Source organism: Amycolatopsis heterodermiae, assembly GCF_034929455.1.
Taxonomy (GTDB): Bacteria; Actinomycetota; Actinomycetes; order Mycobacteriales; family Pseudonocardiaceae; genus Amycolatopsis; species Amycolatopsis heterodermiae.
Window position 1 is genome coordinate 281,724 of sequence record NZ_JAYFSI010000007.1, and the last position, 16,687, is coordinate 298,410.

Genomic DNA, 16,687 nt, shown 5'->3' on the forward strand with positions numbered 1-16,687 from the left:
CCTCCAGACACGCGAGATGCCTCTTGGGACACGGGTGATGCCCCTTCCGTCACGTGAGATCCGGGGTCAGCTGGGGACTACTGTGCCTCGGACGTCGCCGAAGCCGATTCGGGTTCCGTTCGGGCCGGGGGCGGTGGCGCTGATGGTGACCTCGTCGCCGTCCTCCAGGAAGGTGCGGGTGGCGCCGTCCGGGAGGGTGAGTGGTTCGCGGCCGCCCCAGGAGAGTTCCAGCAGCGAGCCTCGCTGGTGCGGCTCCGGGCCGGTCACCGTGCCCGACGCGTACAGGTCGCCCGTGCGCAGGCTGGCGCCGTTGACCGTCAGGTGCGCCAGCTGCTGCGCCGCGTTCCAGTACTGCGTGGCGAACGGCGGGCTCGACACCAGGTGGCCGTTGAGCCGGACCTCGATGGCCAGGTCCAGCCCCCACTTCTCGCTGGTGCGCAGGTACTCGAACGGCTCCGGGTCCTGCGGCGGGCCGGCGACGCGGGCGTGCTCCAGGGCGTCGAGCGGGACGATCCACGGCGACACCGACGTCGCGAACGACTTGGCCAGGAACGGGCCCAGCGGCTGGTACTCCCACGCCTGGATGTCCCGGGCCGACCAGTCGTTGACCAGGCAGACGCCGAACACGTGCGCGGCGAAGTCCTCTGTGGACACCGGAGTGCCCAAAGTGGACGGTACGCCGACGACGAAGCCCACCTCCGCCTCGATGTCCAGCCGCTGCGACGGGCCGAACGACGGCGTGTCGGCGTTGCGCGGCTTGCGCTGCCCGTGCGGGCGGACGACCGGGGTGCCCGACGCGACCACCGTGCCGGCCCGGCCGTGGTAGCCGATCGGCAGGTGCTTCCAGTTCGGCGGCAGCTCCACCGCGTCGGGCCGGAAGATCTTGCCCGCGTTCAGCGCGTGGTGCTCGCTGGAGTAGAAGTCGACGTAGTCCGCGACCTCGATCGGCAGGTGCGTGGTCACCTCGGTCAGCGGCACCAGGTGCGGCCGCAGCTGGTCGGCGTACCGCGTCTCCGTCAGCCACTCCCGGACGCTCTCGCGCACCTCCCGCCACGTCGCCGGCCCGGCGGCCAGCAGCGGGTTCAGCACGCCGGAGGTCAGCAGCGGCGCGAACGAAGCCGCCGTCTCCGCGGCCGCCGAGGTCAGGTCCAGCACGTGGTCGCCGACCGGCACGCCGATCCGCCGCTGCGGCGCCCCGCCCACGGAGAACACGCCGTAGGGCAGGTTGTCCAGGCCGAACGGCGTGTCGTCGGCGAGTTCGAGCCAGGTCACGGTCACTCCTCAGTCTCGGGCGGCGCGCTCGGCCACCCAGTCGGTGACGGCGGTGGCGAGCACGGGCAGCGGGAGCGTCCCGTTGCCGAGCACGACGTCGTGGAACTCGCGGATGTCGAAGCCGTCGCCCAGCGCCTGCTCGGCCTCGGCCCGCAGCCGCTGGATCTCCAGCCGCCCCACCATGTACCCGAGCGCCTGGCCCGGGTTCGCGGCGTAGCGGTCGATCTCCGCCTCGATCTCGAGCAGGGCCATCGGCGTGTGCTCGACCAGGTAGTCGACGGCCTGCTGCCGGCTCCAGCCCAGCGCGTGCAGCCCGGTGTCGACGACGAGCCGGCCCGCGCGCATCGAATCCTGGGTCAGCATGCCCAGCCGCGAGACGTCGTCGGAGTACAGCCCCATCTCGTCCGCCAGCCGCTCGGCGTACAGGCCCCAGCCCTCGGCGTACGCGTTGACGTGCGCGATGATCCGCAGCAGCGGCAGCCCGGTGAGGTCCTGCGCGAGGCACAGCTGGAAGTGGTGCCCCGGCACGGCTTCGTGGAACGCCACGGCCTCGCTGGTGAACCGCGGGCGCTTCTCGGCCTCGTGCGTGTTGGCGTAGTAGACGCCCGGCCGGGTCCCGTCGAGCGACGGCTGCAGGTAGTACGCGATCGTGCCGCTCGTCGCCTCCGCCTCGGGCACCGGTGCGACGCCGCACTGCTGCGCCGGAACCCGCGAGAACCACTGCGGCGCCACGGCTTCCGCGCGCGTGATGGCCGTGCGCGCGGCTTCCAGCAGCTCCTCGCCGTCGCGCCAGCGCAGCGCGGGATCGGTCCGGATGCGGTCGAAGATCTCCGCGAGCTCGGTGGTGCCGAACAGCTTCCCGCCGAGTTCGCGGTACTCCCCGGCGAGCTTCCCGATGATCTCCAGACCCGTGTCGTGCAGGTCCTGCGCCGTGCGCTCGGTCGTCGTCTCTGCGCGGATCAGCGCCGCGTACCGCTCGGCACCGCCGGGCAGCTGCCCGATCCCGGGCGAGGTCTCGGGCCGCGCCACCGGCGCGACCTCGTCGGCCAGGAACGCGCGATAACGCTCGTACGCCGGGTGGACCACCTCGGCGAGCAGCCGGTCGCGCTCGGCCTCGAAGCCCTCCAGCGCGTACGACGGCGTCACCTTCAGCGGGTCCTTCTCCGGCGCGCCCAGGAAACGCTCGACGTAGCCGATGCCGATGCGCACCAGGAACTCCGGCGGGACGAACCCCTCGGCCACGGCCGCGCGCTGCCGCACGGTGATCGCGTCGAGGAGGTCGCCGAGCCCCGCCAGCCGGGTCAGGTAACCGCGGACCTTCGGCTCGTCGTCGAGCACCGTCTGCGGCAGGTACATCAGCAGGGACAGCGCGGGCGCGTCGAGCCCGTCGCTGACCGCGATGTCGGACCGGCGGGAGTCGAGCAGGTCGATCTCGGTGTTCGCCTGGGAGATCACGACGTCCCGGGTGATCCGCGCGGCGGCCGGCAATCCGGTGACGTCGAGCGCCTCGGCGCGGGCGGCGATCTCCGCGTACCGGGCGCGGTACCCCGCCAGGGCCGCGGCGCTGGGATCCCCGAGCTTGGCGGGGTCGCCGGGCAGGCCGAACACCGACGGGTACAGGGGTTCCCGCTCGAAGTTCACCGCCACCAGCTCGTCGGCGAGACTGTCCGGGGTGTCGCCGGCGCTCGCCGCCACCCAGTCCGAGACGACCTTGGCGAGCGCCGTCAGCGGCAGCATGCCGTGGCCGAGCACGACCTCGTGGAACCCCCGGATGTCGAAGGCGTCTCCCAGCGCCTGCTCGGCTTCCGCGCGCAGCCGCTGGATCTCCAGCCGCCCCACCATGTACCCGAGCGCCTGGCCCGGCCAGGCGGTGTAGCGGTCGACCTCGGCCTCGATCTCGAGGCGCGCCATCGGCGTGTGCTCGACCAGGTAGTCGATCGCCTGCTGCCGGCTCCAGCCGAACGCGTGCAGGCCGGTGTCCACGACCAGCCGGCCCGCCCGCATCGAATCCTGGGTCAGCATGCCGAACCGCGAGACGTCGTCGGAGTACAGGCCCATCTCGTCGGCGAGCCGCTCGGTGTAGAGCCCCCAGCCTTCGGCGTAGGCGTTGAACATGCCGATCCGCCGCAGCAGCGGCAGGTCCCCCAGCTCCTGGGCCAGGCTCAGCTGGAAGTGGTGCCCCGGCACGGCTTCGTGGAACGCGATCGCCTCGCTGGTGAACCGCGGGCGCTGGTCCGCCTCGTAGGTGTTCGCGTAGTAGGTGCCCGGGCGGGACCCGTCGAGCGACGGCTGCAGGTAGTAGGCGATCGTGCCGCTGGCGGCGTCGGCCTCCGGCACCGGCGCGACCACGCACTTCTCCGCCGGGATGCGCGAGAACCATTGCGGCGCCACGGCTTCCGCGCGCGCGATCGCGTCCCGGGCGGCGGCGAGCAGCTCCTCGCCGTCACGCCAGCGCAGGGCCGGGTCGGTGCGCAGGCGCTCGAAGATCTCCGCGAGATCGGTGGTGCCGAACACCTTCCCGCCGAGTTCGCGGTACTCGCCCGCGAGCTCCTCGATGATCGCCAGCCCGGTGTCGTGCAGGTCCTGCGCCGTGCGCTCGGTGGTCGTCTCCGCGCGGATCATCGCGGCGTACCGCTCGGCGCCGCCCGGCACGTGCCCGATCCCCGGCTCGGTGTCGGGCCGGCCCACCGGCTCGACCTCGGTGCGCAGGAAGTCGCGGTAGCGCGCGTACGCCGGGTGGACGACCTCGGCGAGCAGCCGGTCGCGCTCGGCCTCGAAGCCTTCGACGTCCGCCGTCGTGGCCGCCTTCAACGGGTCCGCGTCCGGTGCGCCGAGGTAGCGCTCGACGTACTCGACGCCGACGCGGACGAGGTGGGCCGGGGGCACCAGCCCCTCGGCCAGGCTTGCGCGCTGCCGCTCGGTCAGGTCCGCGAGGAACGGCTCGATCGCGGCGAGCCGGGAGAGGTAGCCGCGGGCCTTCTTCTCGTCGTCCAGCTGGTAGAAGGGCAGCTGCATGAGCAGGCCCAGCGCCGGCGAGGTGAACCCGGTGCTGACCGCGATGTCGGTCATCCGCGACGCGAGCCGATCGGCCTCGACCTCGGCGGCGGCGATCACGACCTCGCGCGTCACGCCCTCTTCCGGGGTCAGCGCGTCGGCCGGGAGAGCCCGGGCGCGCGCAGCAAGCTCGGTGTACGCGGTGCGGATGCGCTCCTGGCCCTCCCGGGTCTGGTCGGCCAGCCGGTCGTGCTCCCCCGGCAGGCCGAAGATCGACGGGGCCAGCGGGTCGTGCTCGAACGTCAGCTCGACGAGCTCCGCCGCCAGGCCGTCGACGGTGTCGCCGTGCCCGGCCACCCACTCGTCGACGACCGAGGCGAGCACCGACAGCGGCAGCGCGCCGCCGGCCAGCACGACGTCGTGGAACGCGCGGATGTCGAACCGGGTGCCCAGCCGCCGCTGCGCGTCCGCCCGGATCCGCTGGATCTCCAGCCGCCCGACCATGTACGCCAGGGCCTGGCCCGGCCAGGCGATGTACCGGTCGACCTCGGCCTCGATCTCCACCCGCGCCATCGGCGTGTGCTCGACCAGGTAGTCGACGGCCTGCTGGCGGCTCCAGCCCAGCGCGTGCAGCCCGGTGTCGACGACCAGCCGGCCCGCGCGCAGCGAGTCGCCGGTGAGCATGCCGAGGCGGGCCACGTCGTCGGAGTAGAGGCCCATCTCGTCGGCGAGCCGCTCGCTGTAGAGGCCCCAGCCCTCGATGTAGGCGGTGAAGTCGCCGATGCGGCGCAGCAGCGGCAGCCCGGTCAGGCCGAGCGCGGTGCTGAGCTGGAAGTGGTGACCGGGCACGGCTTCGTGGAACGCCGTCGACTCGGCCGCGTGCCGGAAGCGCTCGGTGGCCTCGTACGTGTTCGCGAAGTAGATGCCCGGCCGGGAGCCGTCGGTGGCCGGGCGCATGTAGTACGCGATGGGCGCGCCGGGCGCGGCCTCCTCCGGGACCGGCTCCACCGCCCACGGCTGCGGCGGGATCCGGCCGAACCACTTCGGCGCCTCGGCGTCGGCCCTGGCGATGGCCGCGCGGGCGGACTCCAGCAGCTCTTCGCCGCTGGTCCAGCGCAGCGCGGGGTCGGTGCGCAGGTGCTCGAAGATCTCGGCGAGGTCTTCGGTGCCGAACACCTTGGCGCCCAGCTCGCGGTACTCGGCGGCGAGCGAGGCGATGACGTCGAGACCGGTCTGGTGCAGCTGCACCGGGGTGCGGTCGGTGGTCGTGTGCAGCCGGGCCTGCCGGGCGTAGGTCTCCTCGCCGCCGGGCAGCCAGGACAGGCCGGGCCGGTCGTCGGGACGGCCGTGGGCGGCCACCTCGGAGACGAGGAACTCGCGGTACTCGGCGAAGGCCGGGCGGACGACGTCGGCGAGCAGCTCGTCGCGACGCCGCGCGAACTCGTCGTCCGGCGCGGGCTGGCGGCGCAGCGGGTCGGCGTCCGGGTCGGCGAGATAGCGGTCGAGGTGCGCGACGGCGGCGTCGACCAGGCGGGCGACCGGGGTGAGGCCGCCGGCGATGCCTTCGGAGTGCCGCTGCGCGGCCTGGCGCAGGAACTCCGGGACGGCGGCGAGCCGCCCGAGCTGGGCCTCGGCCGCTTCGCCCGCGGTCACCGTGGTCATCGGCAGCGCGGTGAGCAGCATGGCCGCCGGGCCGGTGAAGATGTCGGTCACGGTGAACTCGGTCATCCGGGAGTCGATGCCCGCGATCCGGTCGGCCGCCGAGGTGATCAGGACCTCACGGGTGACGCGGTCCTCGGCCGACAGCCCGGCCGGGTCCAGCGCGCGGGCCTGCTCGGCGAACTCCGTGAGCCGGGCGCGGAAGGCCTGTTCGGCACCGGCCGTGACGTCCGGCAGCCCCGGCTCGGCCGGGCGGTTGCCCAGCAGCGCCGGCGTCAGCGGATCGGCGGCGAACAGGGCTTCGACGAACTCGTCGGCGAGTTCGGTGACCGCGGTCATGGGCAGGACCCCCAGCGTCGATGGTGTGCTCGTCCGCGACCCTAACGGAGATCACCGACAGGAACGCGCGTCCGTTCGCCGGGGGCGGACGGGCTTCGGCGCGGGCCGATCGGCGAGGCGGTAGCGTGCACCGAGTGGCTGTGACCGATCCCGTGGATACCCGCCTGCTCGCCGCGCTCGCCGAGCTGGGCAAGGCGGCCGTGCACGAGCTCGCGGCCAAGGTCGGCATGGATCCCCGCGAAGTCGCCTACCGGCTGGTCGCGCTGTCCGGCAGTGGGCTGCCGCTGCTCGTCGGCGTCGAAAGTGACCCGAACGGGCTGCGCGCGGCCATCGCGGGCTCACCGCCGTCGTGGGCGAACCGGCCGCCCGGCTCGCAGCAGTTCCCGGCGCAGGCCCCGCCGTCCCACCCGGTGCCGCAGATGCCGCCGCCGCAGAACGTGCAGGGTGTGCCCTCGGGGCCGTACAACGTGCAAGGTGCGCCGTCAGGGCCGTACAACGTCCAGGGCACGCCGTCCGGGCGCTATCCCGGCCCGCCGCCCCGGCCGCCACAGCAGCAGCAGTTCGCCCCGCCGCGGCCCGACCCCGTGGTGAGCACGTGGGGCGTGCCCCAGACGGCGTCCTGGGCCCGCGGCGACGAACCCTCGCGCGCCGGGGGCGCTCCCGGCGGCAAGAAGGGCCGGCTCGGCGAGGTCATGGAGACCCAGGGGCTGGAGGGCGAGCAGCTGACGGTGCAGCTGCTCGAGGTCCAGGACCCGGCGGACTTCCTGTTCGGCGCGGCCGGCTACCGCCTGGAAGAGGGCGAACGCTCGGTGGTCGTGCACACGGAGATCACCAACCGCGGCGCGATCCCGTTCGCGTCCCTGCCGGACAACTACCTCGAGCTGCTCACCGCCGACGGCCAGGCGGTCGGCAAGGCCCCGGTGTCGCTGACCTCGCGGCCGCCGCACAAGATCGGCGTCAAACCGGGCGAAACCCTGGGCGGCCACACGGTTTACGTGCTGCCGGACACCACCCGCGTGGTCTCGGTCCGCTGGAGCCCGCGGCCGGAACCCGACGAGCGCACGCTCACCTGGTCGATCGAGGATTAATAGCTCTCGTCCTGCAGGAGCTTCAGCGCGTTCGCCAGGTCGTCCGGGTACTCCGACTCGAACTGGACCCAGCGGCCGTCGGCCGGGTGGGCGAACCCCAGCGTCTTCGCGTGCAGCCACTGCCGGTTCAGCCCGAGCTTGCGGGCCAGCACCGGGTCCGCGCCGTAGGTCAGGTCGCCGACGCACGGGTGCTTCAACGCCGAGAAGTGGACGCGGATCTGGTGCGTCCGCCCGGTTTCGAGCTTGATGTGCGCCAGCGACGCCGAGCGGAACGCCTCGACGACCTCGTAGTGCGTCACGCTCGGGCGGCCACCCTGGACCACCGCGAACTTGTAGTCGTGGCGGGGATGGCGGTCGATCGGCGCGTCGATCGTGCCGCGGGTCGGGTCCGGGTGGCCCTGGACGATCGCGTGGTAGCCCTTGTCGACCGTGCGTTCCTTGAACGCCCGCTTGAGCACGGTGTACGCGTGCTCGCTCTTGGCCACCACCATGACGCCGGTGGTGCCCGCGTCGAGCCGGTGCACCACGCCCTGGCGCTCGGCCGCGCCCGACGTCGCGATGCGCAGGCCGGCCGCGGCGAGACCGCCGACCACCGTCGGGCCGGTCCAGCCCGGGCTCGGGTGCACGGCGACGCCGACCGGCTTGGAGATCACGACGATGTCGTCGTCGTCGTGGAGGATCTGCATGCCTTCGACCGGCTCGGCGACGACCTCGACCGGGTTCGCCGGCTCCGGGAGCGTGACCTCCAGCAGGCCGCCGGCAGCCAGCCTGTCCGACTTGCCCGCCGGGCGGCCGTCCAGCAGCACGTCCCCGGATTCGGCGAGCTCCGCGACGACCGTGCGGGACAGCCCGAGCATCTTGGCGAGGCCGGCGTCGACCCGCATCCCGTCGAGCCCGTCGGGCACCGGGAGCATCCGCGAGCTCACGCCTGGTCCTCTTTCTTCTTCTTGTCCTTGGTGGAGGTGCCGTCGTAGTCCTTGCCCAGCAGGGACAGCAGCACGATCAGCGCGCCGCCGACGCAGATCGCCGAGTCGGCGATGTTGAAGATCGCGAAGCCCTTGCCGTTGGGGGCGAACGCCGAGATGAAGTCGACGACGTGACCCTGCAGCCCGCCGGGCGCGCGGAAGATGCGGTCGGTGAGGTTGCCCAGGGCCCCGGCCAGCACCAGGCCGAGGCCGATCGCCCAGCCGATCGAGCGCAGCCGCCGCGACAGCCAGATGATCGCGATGACGACGGCGACCGCGACCAGCGCCAGCACCCACGTCATCCCGGTGGCCATCGAGAACGCGGCACCCGGGTTGCGGATCACCTGCAGGTAGATCAGCCCGCCGAGGATCCGGAGCGGCTCCTTGCCCTCGAGGTTGGCGGCGACCAGGTTCTTCGTGACCAGGTCGATCGCCCAGAACACGACCGCGACGGCGAACACCCAGCCCACACGGCGCTTCGGCAGCTGCTTCGCCGGGGTTTCCGGCGTCTCCGGCACGGGCTCGGGCACCGCCTCGGCGGCGGCGTCGGTGTCGGGTTCGGAGTGGCTGGGCTCGGTGCTCACCGCTCCATTGTCCACGCCTGGTCAGACCGCGTCGGCGGCAGTGTCACGGGGGCGCCGCAGGAGGACCGCGAACGCGCCGGCGAACAGCACGCCCGCCGCGCTCAGCGTGCCGGTCACCGGAGTCGGGAGCAGCGCACTGACCAGCACGAACACCACGGTCACGGCGAGCACCGGCCAGCTGCGCTCGTAGGCCGCCAGCACCAGCAGCCCCAGTGCCGCGACGAGCTCGCCCCGGACGTCGCCGGGCAGCCGCAGTTCCACGGCGCCGACCAGGTCGAGCAGCGGAAGGGCCACCAGCGCGCCCATGGTGCCGAGCACGAACCGGACGGGCCGCGGCGGTGTCCCGGCCCGGCGCAGGCCCAGCCAGTACCAGCCCGCGACGGCGAGCACCACGCAGGCGAGGCCGACGAGCCAGCCGAGCGCCGCCGGGGGCACCACGTCCACCGCGAGGGCGCCGGTCGAGTACCAGCCGCCGTCGGCGAGGCCGGTACCGCCGACCCCGCCGGTTCCCAGCCCGTGGAGCTCCTGGGTCATCGGATAGGCGCGCATGTTCACGAACTCGCCGGTCGCCGGAGCGGCCGGGACCAGCGCGACCACGGCCATCACGAGCTGGGCGAACCCCAGCGCCGCCAACGGGAACCAGGACCTTCGCGAACTCCCCATCCGGGCAGGATAGCGGCGAACGCCCCGGCGACGAGCACGGTCGCGGAGATCAGCGCACCCGGCAGGTCCGCGATCGCGACGGCCACCACCCCGGCGACGACGGCCACCGCGAGCACCAGCGGACTGCGTTCGTACCAGGCGACCAGCGCGAGCCCGAGCGTCACGAGCAGCGGGCCGCGGGTGGCCGCGTCCCAGCCGAACTGGCTGAACAGCAGCAGGTCCACCAGCGGCACGCCGGCGAGCACACCGGCCGCGATCGCCACCACGGGTTTCGCGCCCAGCCGACGGGCGACGGCGTACCAGCCCACGACCGCGAGGAACGCGGCCATGAGCAGGATCTGCCACGCCGGACCGGTGCCCCCGGCGTACGCGCGGGCCATGTCGGCGGCGCTGAGGAACTGCGTGCGCCCGGACCCTTCGATCCGGAAGCCGAACAGGCCCTCGTAGTACCGCCCCGCCGACGGCAGGTTCTCCGAGATTTCCGCGGCCACGGCCGACCGGTGGAACAGCTCGGCCGTGACCAGGACCAGTTCTGCGAAACCCAGCAACGCCAACGGAACCCAGTGCCTCCCCATCGGCCCAGGTTAACCCTCAGCAGAACGGCGGCAGCTCCCGCGGGTCGCCGGCCGGGGCCCAGCGGCCGTCCGCCTTGGTGTACTCCCAGCGGGCGCCGCGGGCGACGATCTGGCGCAGGGCCAGCAGCACGCGGTCGACGTGCTCCTCGGTGCTGCCCAGGCCGAGGCTGACGCGCACCGCCTGCCGGCCTTCGCCGCCGGTGACGCCGATCAGGCGCCGGGCCGCGATGTGAGCGCAGAAGGCACCGTCGCGGACGCCGATGCCGTACTCCGCCGAGAGAACGGCCGCGAGCCAGCCCGGGTCGAAGCCGTCGACGACGAAGCTGACCGTGCCGACGCGGTCGACCGGCGCGTCGAACAGCCGCAGCTCGGCGCAGCCCGGGATGCTTTCGAGCCCCTTGCGCAGCCGGGTGAGCAGGGCCTGCTCGTGCGCTTCGACGGCGTCCCAGTTCCGGCTGAGGGTTTCGCACGCGACGCCGAGCGCGTACACGCCGACGGTGTTGGGGGAACCGGCTTCGTGACGCTCGGGGCCGGTGTTCCAGACGACGGCGTCCTCGGTGACGAGCTTGGTCGCGCCGCCGCCGGCGAGGTACGGCCGGGCGGCGCGCAGCCAGTCGGCGCGGCCGATCAGCGCGCCGGCGCCGAAGGGCGCGTACAGCTTGTGGCCGGACAGCGCGACGTAGTCGACGTCCAGCTCCTTGATCGAGACGCGGCGGTGCGGCGCGAGCTGCGCGGCGTCGAGGGCGATCCGGGCGCCGTGCTTCCGGGCCACCGCCGCGATTTCCGCCACCGGGAGCAGCTCGCCGGTCACGTTGGACGCGCCCGTGACGACGAACAGCCGGGGCCCCTGCGGGGATTCCGCGAGGGCTTCGTCCACAGCGGACACTGCGGCGAGCCGGGTGCGCGGGGTCGGGATCCGGCGGACGTTCGGGCCCCGCCACGGAAGCAGCGCGGCGTGGTGCTCGGTGTCGAACACGACCACCGAGGTGCGCGGCGGGAGGCTGCGGGCGAGCAGGTTGAAGGAATCGGTGGTGTTGCGGGTGAACACGACCGTGTCGGTCTTCCGCGCGCCGACGAACCGGCGCAGGGTGTCGCGGGTGCGCTCGTAGAGCTTGGTGGAGACCTGGGACGCGAAGCCCGCGCCGCGGTGGACGCTGGCGTACCAGGGCAGGAACTCGTCGACGGCCGAGCGCACGGCGTCGAGACACGGCGCGCTCGCGGCGTGGTCGAGGTTGGCGTAGCCGATGTCGCCGCCGGTGACGAGCGGGACCCGCAGCGAGGCACCCGCGACCGTCGGAACAGCCTGCGGCGCAAGGGTTTCGGGTGTGCTGGTGCGGTCGATGGCGAGAGTCATCGGTGCCTCCTCGGCGATCCGGGGGACCCCGGCGAGGGGCCCGCGCTTGCCGGTCGCACGGCGCGACCGACCCGGTCCTCACCCGGGGCACCCCACCGCGGAAGGAGGGTTGCCGGCCAGCAAGCCGGGGCTTGACGCTGGCACTCATGACCTGACACAGAAGGTAACCGAGAATCGGCGCGGCGGCCAGACCCCTCCTCACATTTTGAGACGCCGCCCACAAGTCCAGCAGGATCCGAGAAGGGTCAGAGCTTCGCGCGAAAGTGGCCCGGCAGCTGCGTCACCATGCGGTCGGCGAGGTGCGTCGCGGTGCCGGTGTACTGGTCCGCGCCCGCCGTGAAAAGCCAGCCGCCCAACGTCTTCCCGTCGATCGGCTCGCCGTGCGCCACCGCGACCGTCGTCGAAAGCTGGCTGTAGGCGAGGCCGCTCCAGTTCGCGGCGGGCTCGTCGGGCAGCGTCCAGAGCGTGAAGTGCACGTGGGCGCCGGTGCTGCTGCCGCCACACGGGAGGGCGTTGCCGGTCGACCCGAGCACGTCGCCGGCCTCGACCTGCTCACCGTCGGTGACCTTGATGCCCTCCATGTGGTAGTACCCGGTGCGCCAGCCGCCGGCGTGGTCGATGGCCACCCAGTCGCCGCCCGCGCAGTGCTGCAGGTGGACCGTCCCGGCCAGCGGCGCCCGCACGGTCTTGTCGGCCGGGCTGAGGTCGAGGGCGTTCTTCACGCCGGTACTGCCGTCGTCGGAGTGGATGCCGGCCGAGTACACCTGCTGCCCCGCCTTGAACGGCAGCGCCAGCACCGGGAACGGTCCCGCTTCGGCGGCCGCGTCCGGGACGGCGGCAAGCCCGAGCCCCAGGACCGCTGCCGCGACCAGGCCGGCTGCGCGCACGTGAAGTTTCCTCACCCTGCGTACTCCTTTGGCTTAATGCTCACCCATTCGAGCTAACAAATGGAGCGCAGAGTAAGCCAAAAGGAGGAACGCGGGGAAGATCTTGGTGCGGGTTGTTCACCCTCGCGGGAAAAGATCACCAGGTAGGCGGGAAGATCGGACAAGCACTGGACAACGGGTGGTCAGAGGCCCGACTCGCCGCGCCAGCGGGCCAGGCGTCCCGCGCGGTCCACCGCGCGCAGCCTGCGCTCCACGTCGTCGCGGACCGTGGCTGTCGTGACCACCAGGAGTTGGTCGTGCTCCTGCAGGCGGCTCGTCTTCTGCGGGGTGAAGCCCGCGCCCTCGCGGACGACCAGGCTGACCGTCGCGCCCACTGGGAGGCGCAGCTCGGACAGGTAGACGCCGTGCAGCTTCGAGCCCGGCTGGATGCGGACCTGCAGCAGCTCGGCGCCCAGCTCGTCCAGCGGCGCGGAGTCGACGTCGATCTCGTACGCCTCGGACTTCTTCGACAGCCCGAGCCAGCGCGCGAGCGGCCCGAGGGTCGCGCCCTGGAGCAGGGTCAGCACGATGACCAGCACGAACACCGCGTCGACCAGGCGCTGGGCGCCCGGCAGGCCCTCGGACAGCGGGATCATCGCGAGCACGATCGGCACCGCGCCGCGCAGGCCGGCCCACGACAGGAACGCCTGTTCCCGCCAGGGCAGCCGGAACGGCAGCATCGACAGCACCACCGAGATCGGCCGCGCCAGCAGCAGCACGACCGCACCCGCGACCAGCCCCGGCACCAGCGTCTCGAGCAGCCGGCTCGGCGACGCGAACAGCCCGAGCAGCACGAACAGCCCGATCTGCGCCAGCCAGCCCAGGCCTTCGGCGAACGACAGGGTGTCCGAGCGGTGCGGCAGCCGCGAGTTGCCCAGCACCAGCGCGGCGACGTACGTGGCGAGCAGCCCCGACGCGTGCAGCAGCTGCCCGGACGAGTACGCGACGACGCACACCGCGACCGTGGCCAGCGGGTACAGGCCGGTCGCCGGGAGCGCCGCCCGCCGCAGCGCGATCCCGCCGAGCCAGCCGAACGCCAGCCCGATCGCCAGGCCCGCCGCAAGTTCGTAGACCGCCAGGAACGGCAGCGTCCAGTCCACAGTGGTGCCCTCGGCCAGCACCACGACGGCGATGTAGGCCGGCGCGTCGTTGATGCCGGACTCCAGCTCCAGCGCGCCGACCAGGCGCTTGCCGATCCCGGCCGTGCGCAGCACCGAGAAGACCGCCGCCGCGTCGGTCGACGAGAGGACCGCGCCCCACAGCAGCGCCAGCCGCCAGTCGAGGCCCAGCAGCCAGTGCAGGGCCGCGCCGGTGACCGCGATGCTCACCACGACGGCCACTGTGGACAGTACGATTCCGATGCCCAGTGAGGGTTTCACCGCCGACCACCGGGTCGTCAGCCCGCCTTCGGCGAGGATCATGACGAGCGCGGCGAGGCCGAGCGACTGGGTCAGGCCGGGGTTGTCGAAGCGGATGCCGAAACCGGCTTCCCCCAGCACGACGCCGATGCCGAGGTAGAGCAGCAGCGAGGGCAGGCCGAGCCGGATCGAGACGCGCACGGCGAGCACGGAGGCGAGCAGGACGACACCGCCGACGCCGAGCAGCACGGGAAGCTGGTCCATGCCGCCTCCCTCCCGAGTGCCGTGGGGCCCTCAGAATAGTGAAGCGGCCGGATTAACTCGTTCGTGTACCACTGGGACGAGTCGGACACCCTGTGTGTTAAGGCTGCAACGCGGCGAGATCGACGCCCAGCGCCGCGAACGGCTTCTCGGCCGCGGGAAGCACCTTCACGGCGCGGTTCCCCTCGGCGGCGACCCAGCCGGCGTCGACGGCCCGCTCGAGCAAAGCCGCGGGCAACGCCCCGGCGAGGTGGTCCCGGCGCTCCGTCCAATCCAGACAGTCGCGCAGCAGCGCCCGCCGCCCGTCCGGCACCGGCACGCCCAGCTCGCCGAGCACCTCGTGGCCCCGGCCGGTCAGGGTCAGCCCGGCGTCCGTGCTGACCAGCCCCTCGGCCAGCATGCCGTCACGCAGCGCGACGCCGACGAGACCCGCCAGGTGGTCGTAACAGGTGCGCGCGAACCCGAGCCGCCGCACCCGCACCGACGACTTGAGCCCGGTGACCGGCCGGTGCTCGGCGTGCTGGGCCAGGTGCTCGATCAGCTCGGCCACGCGCGGGTCGGCGATCCGGACGTAGCTCGCCCGTCCCTGCTTCACCCGCGCGACGAACCCCGCGTCGACCAGCCGGGTGACGTGCTCACTCGCCGTCGACAGCGCGATCCCGGCCGCCTTGGCCAGCTCGCCGACCGTCCACGCCCGCCCGTCCAGCAGGACCAGGCACATGGTGGCGCGGCTCGGGTCGGCGAGCACCGCGGCCACCTCCGCCAGCGCGATCGTCTCCATGCCCCCACGGTACGACCCGGTCGCTTCGGCGGCCGCCGAAGCGACCCGCCCACGCGGACGACACGCGTACGCAGCCGGACGACACGCGTACCCCGGCGGACGACACGCCGCCGAGCGGCGCGGCCGGGCCGTGTCGTCCGTGCGGGTACGCGTGTCGTCCGTCCAGGGACGGGTCAGACGCCCTTGAGGAACTTCGCGGCCAGCTGCACCGCCGGCCCCGAGTCGTTCGAGTTCTCCAGGACGACGGCGAAGGCGACGTTCCCGCGGTAGCCGACGAACCAGCCGGTGGCCTGCTGGCCGTCGCCGAACTGGGCGGTGCCGGTCTTGCCGAAGACGCTCCCGGCGCCCGCCGCCGCCTTGCCGGTGCCGCTGGTGACCACCGCGCGCATCATCTTCCGCACCTCGCCCAGCACGGACGTGGGCGGCGGCGAGTACCCCTTGACGACGACGGTGTCGAGGTCGTGCCACAGCTTCGGCGTGATCGCCTTGCCGGAGGCGACCGTCGCGGCCATCATCGCGCCGCCGAGGGCGCTGGCCTGGATCCGGCCCTGGCCGAACCCGTCCTCGACCTGCTCGTCCTTGCTCGCCGCCGGCTCGACCTTGCCCAGCTCGGTCTTGAGGCCGGGGATCTCGTAGTCGGCGTTGAGGCCCAGCTCGTTCGCGGCCTTCACCAGCCCGTCCGCGGGCAGGTTCAGCGCGAGCTGCCCGAACGTCGTGTTGCAGGAGCGCGCGAACGCCGTCTGGAGGTTCGTCGCGCCGAGTTCGAAGCCCTCGTTCTTGACCGTGCGCGTGCCGATCGTCGCGACGCCGGGGCAGTCGACCGGCGAGCCGGCGTTGAGGCCGCTCTGCTGGATCGCCGCGACCGAAGTGGCGATCTTGAACGACGACCCCGGCTCGTAAAGCCCGTTGAGGGCCTTCGGCGACAGGCCGGCGGCCGAGTTCTGGGCCACGGCCAGGATGTCGCCCGAGCCGCTGTCGAGCGCGACGAGCATCGCGGACCCCGAGTAGCCGTCCACCGCGGCCTGCGCGGACTTCTGCGCGCCCAGGCTCAGGCTCGACGTCAGCGGCTTCGCGCCCTCGTCCGACGCCTTCCCGAACAGCGTCTCCAGGTTCTTGCCGCTGGTGTCGGTGCGGACGACCGCGAACCCGGTGCCCGCCGCGGCCGTGACCTGGCCGGTCAACGCGGACCGCAGCAGCGGCGCCGGGTTGCCGTCGGCCGGGTGCAGGCCGCCGGCCCCGCTGATGAGCAGGGGCTTGCCGTCGCGGTCGGCGACGGCGGTGCTGTCCTGGGCGGCGGTGCTGATCGCCAGCCGCTGGCCCGCTTCGAGCTTCGGGTGCAGCAGCGTCGGCGCCCAGTGCACCAGCCACTTCCCGCCGGCCTGGGCCAGCGTGAACGGCGCGTCGTACGACCAGACCTGGTGCTCCTTGAGCGTCCAGGACAGGTGGTAGGTCCCGCTGGTCTGCTTCGCCCCGGCCGGGGTCGGCTGCAGCACGGTCAGCTTCGCGGCCACCGTCGACGGCTGGAGCGTGTTGCGCGCGTCGCGCAGCGCGACGGCGGCCGCCGCGTTGTCGTCCGTGAGCCGGGCCGCGGCGTCCGGGTTGTTCTCGGCGACGTCCTGCAGGTACTCCGTGATCGCCGAGTTCGGGTCGGCCGCGCCGGGGCTTTCGACGGCCGTCTCCCCCGAGCCCGCGGCCGCTTCCGGCGCGCTCCCGCCGTTCAGGAGGAAGAAGGCCGCCACCACGACCGCGACCACCGCCAGCGCGCCGCCGATGAGAATGCCGCGTTTTCTGCCAGGACTCATTTCTCGCGTACCCCTCCCCAGTGCGCGCCTCCCGCGCGCACAAGGGCCCAGCTTGCCGATTCCCCG

At 73.0% G+C, this 16,687-nt stretch carries 12 protein-coding genes and 1 riboswitch; of the genes, 1 reads left to right on the forward strand and 11 read right to left on the reverse strand.

Annotated features, from left to right (window positions below):
• Window positions 1–66: 66 nt before the first annotated feature.
• On the reverse strand, window positions 67–1,278 hold the full coding sequence (gene fahA, locus VA596_RS29085; RefSeq protein ID WP_323331367.1) for a fumarylacetoacetase: 1,212 nt from the start codon (window positions 1,276–1,278) through the stop codon (window positions 67–69).
• Between the two features lie 3 nt (window positions 1,279–1,281).
• Window positions 1,282–6,264 (reverse strand): DUF885 domain-containing protein, encoded by a 4,983-nt coding sequence (locus VA596_RS29090; protein ID WP_323331368.1) that lies wholly within the window; start codon window positions 6,262–6,264, stop codon window positions 1,282–1,284.
• Window positions 6,265–6,398: 134 nt separating this feature from the next.
• Here VA596_RS29090 and VA596_RS29095 point away from each other — a divergent pair, with 134 nt between their 5' ends.
• Window positions 6,399–7,352: an AsnC family transcriptional regulator gene (locus VA596_RS29095; protein ID WP_323331369.1), complete on the forward strand. Its 954-nt coding sequence runs from the start codon at window positions 6,399–6,401 to the stop codon at window positions 7,350–7,352.
• Here VA596_RS29095 and VA596_RS29100 read toward each other — a convergent pair.
• The 9 genes from VA596_RS29100 to VA596_RS29140 all read right to left on the reverse strand — a co-directional run bounded on the left by VA596_RS29100 (window position 7,349) and on the right by VA596_RS29140 (window position 16,621).
• Window positions 7,349–8,278, reverse strand: a complete 930-nt coding sequence (locus tag VA596_RS29100; RefSeq protein WP_323331370.1) for an RluA family pseudouridine synthase — start codon at window positions 8,276–8,278, stop codon at window positions 7,349–7,351. The two genes, VA596_RS29095 and VA596_RS29100, sit on opposite strands and share 4 nt — an antisense overlap.
• Window positions 8,275–8,835 (reverse strand): signal peptidase II, encoded by a 561-nt coding sequence (gene lspA, locus VA596_RS29105; protein ID WP_323331634.1) that lies wholly within the window; start codon window positions 8,833–8,835, stop codon window positions 8,275–8,277. The genes VA596_RS29100 and lspA overlap by 4 nt, the downstream gene beginning before the upstream one ends.
• 87 nt (window positions 8,836–8,922) lie before the next feature.
• Window positions 8,923–9,564 carry a hypothetical protein gene (locus VA596_RS29110; protein ID WP_323331371.1) on the reverse strand — a complete coding sequence of 214 codons (642 nt, stop codon included), beginning with the start codon at window positions 9,562–9,564 and terminating at the stop codon, window positions 8,923–8,925.
• Window positions 9,504–10,139 (reverse strand): hypothetical protein, encoded by a 636-nt coding sequence (locus VA596_RS29115; protein ID WP_323331372.1) that lies wholly within the window; start codon window positions 10,137–10,139, stop codon window positions 9,504–9,506. The genes VA596_RS29110 and VA596_RS29115 overlap by 61 nt, the downstream gene beginning before the upstream one ends.
• A gap of 16 nt (window positions 10,140–10,155) precedes the next feature.
• A complete protein-coding gene (locus tag VA596_RS29120) occupies window positions 10,156–11,493 on the reverse strand; it encodes an aminotransferase class V-fold PLP-dependent enzyme (RefSeq protein WP_323331373.1) in 1,338 nt (445 codons plus the stop codon).
• 37 nt (window positions 11,494–11,530) lie between these two features.
• Window positions 11,531–11,645, reverse strand: a riboswitch (SAM riboswitch).
• A gap of 93 nt (window positions 11,646–11,738) precedes the next feature.
• Complete coding sequence (locus VA596_RS29125) at window positions 11,739–12,395, reverse strand: M23 family metallopeptidase (protein ID WP_323331374.1); 657 nt, start codon at window positions 12,393–12,395, stop codon at window positions 11,739–11,741.
• Between the two features lie 167 nt (window positions 12,396–12,562).
• Window positions 12,563–14,041 (reverse strand): potassium/proton antiporter, encoded by a 1,479-nt coding sequence (locus VA596_RS29130; RefSeq protein ID WP_323331375.1) that lies wholly within the window; start codon window positions 14,039–14,041, stop codon window positions 12,563–12,565.
• A gap of 97 nt (window positions 14,042–14,138) precedes the next feature.
• Complete coding sequence (locus VA596_RS29135) at window positions 14,139–14,819, reverse strand: ArsR/SmtB family transcription factor (protein ID WP_323331376.1); 681 nt, start codon at window positions 14,817–14,819, stop codon at window positions 14,139–14,141.
• 173 nt (window positions 14,820–14,992) lie between these two features.
• Window positions 14,993–16,621 (reverse strand): penicillin-binding transpeptidase domain-containing protein, encoded by a 1,629-nt coding sequence (locus tag VA596_RS29140; protein WP_323331377.1) that lies wholly within the window; start codon window positions 16,619–16,621, stop codon window positions 14,993–14,995.
• Window positions 16,622–16,687 lie beyond the last annotated feature (66 nt).

Excerpts from the sequence above, each read along its gene's own strand:
- VA596_RS29115 (WP_323331372.1), bottom strand. The coding sequence starts at position 10,139 with ATGGGGAGGCACTGGGTTCCGTTGGCGTTGCTGGGTTTCGCAGAACTG.
- VA596_RS29120 (WP_323331373.1), bottom strand. The coding sequence starts at position 11,493 with ATGACTCTCGCCATCGACCGCACCAGCACACCCGAAACCCTTGCGCCG.
- VA596_RS29090 (WP_323331368.1), bottom strand. The coding sequence starts at position 6,264 with ATGACCGCGGTCACCGAACTCGCCGACGAGTTCGTCGAAGCCCTGTTC.
- VA596_RS29135 (WP_323331376.1), bottom strand. The coding sequence starts at position 14,819 with ATGGAGACGATCGCGCTGGCGGAGGTGGCCGCGGTGCTCGCCGACCCG.
- VA596_RS29110 (WP_323331371.1), bottom strand. The coding sequence starts at position 9,564 with ATGGGGAGTTCGCGAAGGTCCTGGTTCCCGTTGGCGGCGCTGGGGTTC.
- VA596_RS29140 (WP_323331377.1), bottom strand. The coding sequence starts at position 16,621 with ATGAGTCCTGGCAGAAAACGCGGCATTCTCATCGGCGGCGCGCTGGCG.
- VA596_RS29130 (WP_323331375.1), bottom strand. The coding sequence starts at position 14,041 with ATGGACCAGCTTCCCGTGCTGCTCGGCGTCGGCGGTGTCGTCCTGCTC.